Here is a 7652-nt window from a genome sequence, read left to right as displayed (position 1 = left end):
GTCCAAAAAGGACGGGCGGGACGCCCATCCCACAATAACAATTAAAATTGTAAGTTATTTAATTCGCGATCCTTAGTTAATCCTGGACGCATTCGCGGCCCAAGAAACCTAGTTTTTTACGAGAATTCAAACGATTAACGCAGTATTTTTGGAAAAAAAGCCGGTTGCGCCATCCAGGGCTATTAGCTATTAATCATTAGTCATTAGTCTCAAGCAATCAACTCATGACTAATGATTAATAGTTAATCAAACTAAGCGTCGTCTTGCGGCCCAAAAACCATTTGTAAAATCATCGTCGGTTCGCCCCGCTTGTGATAGCGATCGGCCCAATTGCGAATAATTTCATCTAATTCCTCAAGGGCTTGGTCGAGCCGTTCCGGCGGAATATCCAAAGTCTCCATAATTCGCATCACCTTCGGTTGTTTTTCCGCCCAATCCTTCATCAGCCGGAAATATCTAGCCGTATCCTCAACCATAGTAAATGTCCGCTCTTCCTGCTCTGCGGGAGAGTAAGTAGCGCGAGTGAGGGCATAAAACGGCATTCCCCAAGGAGAATCAATGCGAGTCACTGTCCCAGAATAGATCAAGCGTCGCTTAATGTGTTCTGCTAGAGCTTCGCTCAAAGGCATTCGTCTTTCTGGAGACATATCTTCTTGCGATCGCCTGTGCAGAAACTCGATCAACTCCATAAACTGAAAAGAATTGATCAGTTGAGCATCAGGCGGATTCGGAGGAATCTTGCCTTCGAGATATTTTTTTTCATCTACAGTCAAATTGTTTCCCGGAATGCGAGGGCGTCCCGGCATCCAACCATACTGTTCCAGCCAGACATAAGGAAACTGAATCAAATATCTAGGTTCTTGGGAACCCAACATTTTCAGCAATTTTCCCTGAGTCAGAGCTTCCCGGACTTCTTCAACAATCACCTTCACCCGTTTAGGCTCAATGTGATGCAAATGTCCGGTCATCCGCAGGTTGTTGTCCTGCTCCATATAAGTCATATAAATGGCACACTTAGCCGCCGTTGCGGCCGCGTCTAGAAACGCCCCGTGCCTGTGCCCACTGGTTCTCATGGCGCTAAACGCCAGATATAGCATGATCTGATCCATTGCACTAGGGCTGAGGCTTTTGACCAGATCTAAAGAGTCATTTTTCATCACTATCCCCGAAATAGCCAAATTAGGAGGCATTTTGTCATCCTCCATTAAATTATTGCGAGAGCGCCGAATCAAGCATAGCCGACTGTTGCCGGAAAGCTTGCCAGCTACCCTAATATTCAGGTTAGTTAATTTCCCTGAGGTAACAGGGGCATGGGCTTAAAGGCTATCAACACCGCATAAGTGGTTCTTATTGGTGGCCAATTTAAGTAGATTGCTGCACCCTCTGCGCTGACAGTTTACCTATATATAAGTTAGTTATCGCACGTTTATTATAGTGCAGCGGTTGAAAATTAAACCCTACCTGTGGGGGGGAGAAGGTAAATAACTGTTGCGATGCCAGGAATTTGAGGCGACTCCGAGCCCCTAATTCTTGAATAGTCATGGATGCCCAAACCCGGTTTTATCAACTAAAATAAGGCTGTTGCATAATTGCGGGAAGATTTTGATAGTTTTGTGGGATGGGATCTCGTTGCCCGTCCGCTGTATTTTCACAGCAGGCGGGACAGCCCACAAAAATCCGCCTCAAATTGTGCAACGCCAAAATAAGGCGTGGGGGGCGAGGGATATCGGTTGAAAAACCCAGATGATCCGAGGCCTGTGGTTAGTGCTTGTTTAATTGAAGCGTTTTCAATACAAAACCGCCACATACTAGAATCTATCTCTAGGTAGATGGCGGTTCCGCGTTTATATGCTAACATTTCTTACACTAAAAAAAATCTCCTAATAACTGTCCACAAAAAGTGCAGTTGTCGCTTAACCTGAAAAACTAGAATCCCAGAAAATCCGATCGAGCGATCGAATGAACGGCCCAAAGCAACTCAGTTGTGGTAATCACTTGCCTCCAGTGCGATTAGAAATCTTGTAGCGGATGAGTGTAAACATTAGACTCGGTAAAATCCCTGCGGTTGCCTCGCCTCTTAATAGGACGCTCGGGCTTTTGTTGAGTTTGGGCTGACAACATATATTGGGCGGTGGCAGTTTCGAGCATGGGGAGTGAAGATTCAAAAGCTTGAGCGGCGCTGGCACTCAAGGTAATGCCCAACAGGCTCAGTAAAGCAATTGCAGTGTAGGTTTTCATGGGTAGTATTCGTCTCAGTATCTATTTAGAGATACGACATTTACCCAGACCTATCAGGATGAATTTCCCTGAAATTATCAAACTATAGAATTAGGAATCAGGAATCAGGAATCAGGAATCATAAGGAAGAAGGAAAAAGAAAGAAGGAAAAAGGCTTTAGTTAAGCTATCGCGCCTTTAAATTGTCTCCTAAAATCCTTGTATAAAAAGCGGAAAATTATCTTTACCTCTCCCTTTCTCACCCTCTCCCCCTCCCGAAGCAACAGACACTTTAGATGCGTAGCATCTGATCTATGAGAGCAGCCAGAAGTCGATGTAAAATGAAATAAAATCTCTTGCTTCAGTAATAAAAAAAATCCTAATTGCACTACCCAGAAGGTTGCAATAATATACAAAACCGCCAAATACGAGCTTCAATGTCTCGATAGATGGCGGTTTAAGGTTTATATGCTATCATCACATAAAAGAATATCCTAATGACTGTAAACAAGAAATGCAGTTGCCTTGGAAACCAGAAAAACTATCATCCCAGGAAATCAGATTCAGCGCTCGACACGGGCGGCAGAAACTAACTCAATAACGGAAATCGCTTTCGTCCAATGTCATTAAAATGCTTGTAGTTGATGAGTGTAAAGATTAGGTTCACTGAACTCTCGGCGTCCGCTGCCTCTTTCAGGAGAACGATCGCCCCTTTGTTCGGTTTGGGCGGATAAAATGTATGAAGCGGTGGCAACTTCCAGCAGTCCGACGAGGGATTCAAAGGCTCGAACGACAGTGGCGCTCAAAGTAACGCCCAAAAGACTCTGTAAAGCAATCTGTAAAGCAATTGGTGTGTAAGTTTGCATGGGGTTAGTATCCGTGTCATTGTCTATTAACTGATACGGACTCTCCCCGATCTATCAGGATAAATTTCTGTGAATTTTTCGGATCTCTGCAAAAAACCTCACCTCTTCAATTCTACTGAGTCCGCCAGCAGCCAAGCACCTGCCGAATTCAGCCGGCCCCATACTGTCAGAGGCTTTTCGGTTTCGCAACTGTGTAAAAATCTGTCGGTTTCCGAGTCCAAAGTCACGAGTTGCCAAGTTTGACCGGCCGCAGATGCGGGGCTTGTCAGCGTTAGTGTCCAGTCTTGTTCGCGGAGGCGACGGAAAATGCCAGAAAATTGGCTGTGGGTATTTGCTGTTTGACTGCTTGGTTTTTCTACTGACTCCTGACATTCGCCGCTGGCGGGATATGCTTGGGGTCGATCGAGATAATAGCGTTGCCAATCGAGCCAGTCCGATCGATCCCGTGTCAAATTAAATAAAGGAATAACCGCCGCACTCGCCTCGGAATCTTGCAGCAAAGCTTCCTGCAAAACTCTCACCGGCAACTCCCGCGGCTGACATCCAGATTCCGCGCACAAAGCCGCCGCCATCCCCGCCGCCTGTCCAATATTCATTACCGTCGGTTGCAAGCGAGTTGCACCGTTAGCGATGTGAGATACGGAAATATTTTTTTCGCAGACTAGCAAACCGTCCGTACTCGCAGGAATTAGCGCGCTGTAAGGAATGGTAAACGGAGTTCCAGTCCAGCGGCCGCCCCAGCGGATCGATTTTGGCTGCAAGGGAATGTCGCCACTGGTGTAGTGGTGATCATTGGCATAGTTCCCGATCGCAATTGTTTCACAAATGCCCTCAGAATTTATCGGCAACTTCGCGACTCTGCCACCGACAATAGGCAAAATATCTTGTTCTCTGATTGTTTGTACTCCCCGCAAGCGCCGACTTTCTCGGTAGTAAGGATGTAAGGCAAAGGAAGAAAGAAGGGAAGAATTTTGTTGATTGTCGATCGTTGAAAGGGGGAAAATATTCTGTGCAAGGCCGTAGCGGGGGCCGAGTTGCGTTTGAATGAAGCGGGCGAAACTTTGACTGTGCCAGAGACTTTCTTGGAGGAATTCTTGTCGAGATGCTTTAGATGCAATTAGTCGATCGATCCCTTCACCATAATCATTACCTCGAATCGGCCAATTAATCATCAACAATCCCCCCGGAAGCCTGCCGTAATTGAGAAATTGTTCGGGAGTGTAACCGTCCCAAGCACCGATAAATCGATCGAGATTGTCAACAGGCGGCGCGGGAATTTCTGGCGCCACCGCACCTTTACCAAAATCCTGCATAATTGCCACCCAAGTCGGAGCTTGCACCGAATAACGCTCTGTGAGAGCATTAGAGGCAGCCGGCGCGCTGGGTTCTCCCCACTCGGCTTGGAATTCCCAACCCCAGCGGTGCCCAACATCCGCTAAAGCCAGCAAATCTCCCAATTCCGTTGCATCCAAAGTGATTTTGGCCGAAACCGTAAAATCTGCAAACTGAACGCCAGAAATGCGATCTCCTTCATACAGCACATCGTGAGCTTTTTGTCCACAAATCCACTGTAAGTTCGGCAAACATTTAACCCAATCAGCGAAAATTTCAGCACCGATGCGGGGATCGTAAGTAAAAAAACTTACCCAGCCCCAATCCAAACCTCCCGGCTGTCGCTGCTGGAGTTCCCGGAGAAACGCGCCCCACAAACCAGTTTGAAAAGCTGCTAATTCATTGCCATCGGGGGCAGAAACGCCAGCAGAAGTCAGCATTCCTCCCAGCCAGGGGAATTCACTTACTAAAATAGTTTTGGCCCCTCGGCGGGCTGCTTGCACGGCTGCGGCAGTGCCGCCAGTGCCGCCACCGACTACCAAAACATCTGCTTTTAAGACCGAAGACATGGGCAATACCATTTTAGATTTTAGATTTTAGATTTTAGATTGCAAGAGGCTCATTCATCATGTAAGGTGCGACCACAAGCACCCAGAGGATAGATGTTCGGCGTTGGCGCCCATTGAATGTAAGGGTACACAGGCGGCGCACCCTACAGATTTTAAAATTACCTCTTTCTCCTCTTCCCTCTACCTCTGCGTCCTCTGCGTCCTCTGCGGTAAAAAAAAATTAGTTATTGTGAAAGTCAGATCGCATCTCAAATCAAAAAGAATCAGAAAATGGGGAACCGGGACACTAAAGTCATACGTCGCGTAATTTCCCCACTACTCACTACTAACCAAGCAATTGAAAATGGAAAAAGGTTTTATTTTGTGGTTCACCGGGCTGAGCGGTTCCGGCAAGACAACTATCACCAAAGCTCTCGAACCTGAATTGAAGGCAAGAGGTTGCAAAGTGGAAATATTGGATGGAGATGTCGTTCGCACCAACTTGTCAAAAGGTTTGGGATTTAGCCAAGAAGACAGAGATACTAATATTCGGCGGATTGGATTTGTAGCTCACCTACTGAGCCGCAATGGAGTAGCCGTAATGACCGCAGCTATTAGCCCCTACAGAGCAATTCGCGACGAAATTAGAGCAATGGAGCCCCATTTTGTTGAAGTATATATCACAGCGCCGTTAGAAGTGTGCGAAGGTCGCGATGTCAAGGGGCTATACGCTAAGGCGAGAGCAGGAGAAATTAAGGGTTTTACGGGAATTGACGATCCTTATGAAGAACCGCTTAATCCTGAGATTATTTGTTACACAGAGCGAGAAACTGTGGAAGAGAGTGTTAAAAAAGTTCTGACCAAGTTAGAACAGTTGGGTTACATTTGATGTTGGCGGGGTTGGATGAGGATAGGGGCAAAAAGCGATGGTGGTGAAAAGTTATTCGCACGGCGTGCAACTTGAGAAAAAATCTCATCCTTGTGTCCCCTTCGCGGAGAGGGAGGGTGAAGAATTTCTCCCATTTCCTGCAAGAAGAGGGGCTCAGGGAGACATTTCCAGCAAAAGCTGCAAGCTAAGTTATTGGGCAAGCAATGCTGTCAAAAGTTTAATGATTCAAAGTTTAACAGTGTCAGTGCTGGCGGCGGTGGGTTCATCTCCTGCAGCGGCCCAGTTTATGCCTCCTCCTCCTCCTCCTGCGGATGCGGGTTCTCCTGTTCCTGTACCAGTACCCGCAGCGCCGGGATTTCCGGGATTTCCGGCAACTGAACCTTCAAGTGTACGATCGGAAGTTTACACTTTAGGCGCGGGCGATCGTATTCAAATGGACATCTTCAACGTCCCGGAATACAGCGGCCCCAACGGTCAACACCAAGTACAGGCCGACGGTTCCCTGAGTTTGCCGTTAATTGGCAGCGTTTCGGTGTACGGGATGACCCTAGAACAAGCTTCTAATGCTGTTAAAGACAAATACGGCAAATACCTTAAACGTCCCTGGATTACCCTGAAACTGCTAGCGCCACGTCCTTTGCAAATTGCGATCGCGGGCGAAATCAACCGCCCCGGAGCCTATACAATATCCTCAGCAGCAGGCCCCGGAGGCACAGCAGAGCAAATGGGAACTCAAATGCCAACGATATCGCGGGCTCTGCGAATGGCCGGCGGAATTACCCAGTCAGCAGACGTGCGGCAAATCAAAATCCGCCGCCCCCAGCGCAACGCACCGGAACAAATTATTAGTGTGGATTTGTGGGAATTATTGCAAAACGGCGATTTGCGGGCCGATATGACTTTGCGCGACGGCGATACTATATTTATTCCCACTGTAACTAGCCTCAACCGCCAAGAAGCACCGACTTTAGCAGTAGCTAACATTACCGGACAAAGCACTCAACCAATTAATATTGCTGTGGTGGGCGAAGTAACTCGCCCCGGTACTTATACTTTGACAAAAGAGGCTCAAAGTAGGGTACAAGAGAATGAAATGGGTGAAAATTCTGGTTTGTTTGCTGCCAGCGAAACCAACGGCGGGGAAAATGTTTTGCAGCAAACTGTAACGAGGGCAATTAAAATGGCGGGCGGCATTACGCCGGTAGCTGATATCAGACAAATACAAGTTCGTCGCCTGACGCGGGCGGGTACAGAACAAATTATTAATGTAAATTTGTGGCAACTTTTGGAAGGGGGAGATGTATCCCAAGATTTAGCGCTACAACAGGGAGATACAGTAATCGTCCCCAAAGCCGAAAACCTCGATGAAACCCAAGACGAACAAGTTGCTAATTCTAATTTTTCACCGGATACGATTAGGGTGAACATTGTAGGAGAAGTCGTGAAACCGGGAACGATTGCGGTGGTGCCCAACACTACTTTAAATCAAGCGCTGGTAGCAGCGGGAGGTTTTAATAAAGCGCGGGCAGAAATGGATTCGGTGAATTTAATTCGCCTCAATCCTAACGGCACCGTTTCGCAGCTAACTGTTAAGGTGGATTTTTCTGCAACTGCCAATGAAGAAACTAATCCCAAACTGAAAAATAATGATGTAATTATGGTAAGGCGATCGGGTCGCGCTACGTTCTCGGATAATGTAGGAGGGACTCTCGCTCCTCTCAGCCCGCTGTTAGGAATATTTCGGTTGTTCGATATTTTTCGGTGATTTGAATAAACTGGCATTAAGACCTCAGAAACCCGC

General features: G+C 47.1%; 6 protein-coding genes. 2 read left to right on the top strand and 4 right to left on the bottom strand.

The window, feature by feature from the left end:
* Window positions 1-251: 251 nt before the first annotated feature.
* From hetR to QUB20_RS03010, 4 genes are all read right to left on the bottom strand, one after another.
* The gene (gene hetR / locus QUB20_RS03025) at window positions 252-1157 is read right to left on the bottom strand and encodes a heterocyst differentiation master regulator HetR (RefSeq protein WP_333034952.1); all 906 of its coding nucleotides are present in this window, start codon (window positions 1155-1157) and stop codon (window positions 252-254) included.
* 853 nt (window positions 1158-2010) lie between these two features.
* On the bottom strand, window positions 2011-2238 hold the full coding sequence (locus tag QUB20_RS03020) for a hypothetical protein (RefSeq protein ID WP_333237331.1): 228 nt from the start codon (window positions 2236-2238) through the stop codon (window positions 2011-2013).
* A 604-nt stretch (window positions 2239-2842) separates the two neighbouring features.
* The gene (locus QUB20_RS03015) at window positions 2843-3082 is read right to left on the bottom strand and encodes a hypothetical protein (RefSeq protein WP_333237329.1); all 240 of its coding nucleotides are present in this window, start codon (window positions 3080-3082) and stop codon (window positions 2843-2845) included.
* Window positions 3083-3180: 98 nt separating this feature from the next.
* Complete coding sequence (locus QUB20_RS03010; RefSeq protein ID WP_333243227.1) at window positions 3181-4983, bottom strand: FAD-dependent oxidoreductase; 1803 nt, start codon at window positions 4981-4983, stop codon at window positions 3181-3183.
* 343 nt (window positions 4984-5326) lie between these two features.
* On the opposite strand from QUB20_RS03010, the gene cysC reads away from it, so the two are divergent.
* Together cysC and QUB20_RS03000 are read left to right on the top strand one after the other, a co-directional pair.
* Complete coding sequence (gene cysC / locus QUB20_RS03005; RefSeq protein WP_333053383.1) at window positions 5327-5851, top strand: adenylyl-sulfate kinase; 525 nt, start codon at window positions 5327-5329, stop codon at window positions 5849-5851.
* A 37-nt stretch (window positions 5852-5888) separates the two neighbouring features.
* Window positions 5889-7616: an SLBB domain-containing protein gene (locus QUB20_RS03000; protein ID WP_333243224.1), complete on the top strand. Its 1728-nt coding sequence runs from the start codon at window positions 5889-5891 to the stop codon at window positions 7614-7616.
* Window positions 7617-7652: the final 36 nt, after the last annotated feature.

Origin of the sequence: Microcoleus sp. B4-C2, assembly GCF_036705265.1 — a bacterium.
Taxonomy (GTDB): domain Bacteria; phylum Cyanobacteriota; class Cyanobacteriia; order Cyanobacteriales; family Microcoleaceae; genus Microcoleus.
Note: the sequence above shows the minus strand (reverse complement) of the source record. Positions and strands in the feature narration are given on the sequence as shown.